The 1,293-nt window shown below is 47.8% G+C and carries 1 protein-coding gene; it reads left to right on the forward strand.

The window, feature by feature from the left end:
* On the forward strand, positions 1-1,293 hold a 1,293-nt coding region (locus ICN23_RS09665; RefSeq protein WP_370624784.1), incomplete at both ends, for a beta strand repeat-containing protein.

Consider the following 1,293-nt stretch of genomic DNA (forward strand, 5'->3'; position numbering starts at 1 on the left):
GGATCAACTTTTGCTGCAGGCACCTATGCCTTAACCATGACTACTGACGCGATGAGCTTAGGCGGCGCACTTTCAGGTAGCGCAGCACTAGTGATTCAGCCGAAGACAGCTAATACAACTTTAGCAATAGGCTCAGATGCAACTGGTTCACTCAAGCTAGATGATGCTGAAATTACTAACTTAAGTAATGGCTTCTCAAGCATTACCTTAGGAAGTGCAGCAGGTACTGGTGCGATTGCGGTGAACTTTGCAACAACACCTACTTTTGCCGATAACCTGACTATTCGTAGTTCAAGTGGTGCAGTTACTGCTAGCGACACTATTGATACTGCAACAAATACTTTAACAATTAGTACTGGTGGCGCTGTTTCTGTATCTGGTGTCACCTCTGGTACCTTAGCAATCTCTGGTACTGGTATTACTTTAAATGGCGACATTACTACTAGCGGTACACAGACCTATACCGGGGCAGTGACTTTAGGCTCTGCTGTAAATGCTTCTTCTAAAGGTGCATCTTCAACTGGTAATACGATTAGCTTTAGTAGCACAGTAAATGGGGCGCAAGCGCTGGTAATTGATGCTGGCGTAGGGGCTATTACATTCGGTAGTACGGTTGGCAATTCTGCGAACCTAGCCTCTATTTCTCTGACAACAAGCCATGCAACTGGTATTACGTTGACTGGCAATATCACTACTACAGGTGCTCAGACTTATACCGGTGCAGTGAGATTGGCGGCTAATACCACTCTTACCACCACTAACAGTGATGTAGGTTTTGGTGGCACTCTCAATAGTGATTCAACTATTCGCACTCTCAATATTGCAGCCGGCACTGGCGCCGTCACCTTCACTGGTGCAGTAGGTGGTTCAGCTGCACTAGGCGCTACAGCCATTACAGCAGCAACGACTACTAATAGTTCTACCTGGGTAGGTAACAGCACCTTAGGCATTACTGGTAACGCAGTAGTAAACGGCGCTATCTCCGGCATTACTACTCTAAGCATCTCTGGTACTTCTAGTATTGCTGCCAATATCACGAGCTCAAGCAACCAGGCTTATACCGGCGCTGTCACCATCACTGGTTCTGCAGTTACCCTGACTAGTGGTGCTGCAGGCACCGTTGCTTTCTCCTCCACCGTCAATAGTGCTGCGAACGTTGGTAATACTGCCTCAGCCGCTAACCCACTTACCATCTCTTCTGGCTCCGGTAACGTGACCTTCACTGGTGTAGTAGGTGGCGCTACCAACGGTGCATTAGGTGCCTTGACTGTAAACAGCACTGGTACAACTACC

Origin of the sequence: Polynucleobacter sp. MWH-Jannik1A5 (assembly GCF_018881795.1) — a bacterium.
Lineage (GTDB): Bacteria > Pseudomonadota > Gammaproteobacteria > Burkholderiales > Burkholderiaceae > Polynucleobacter.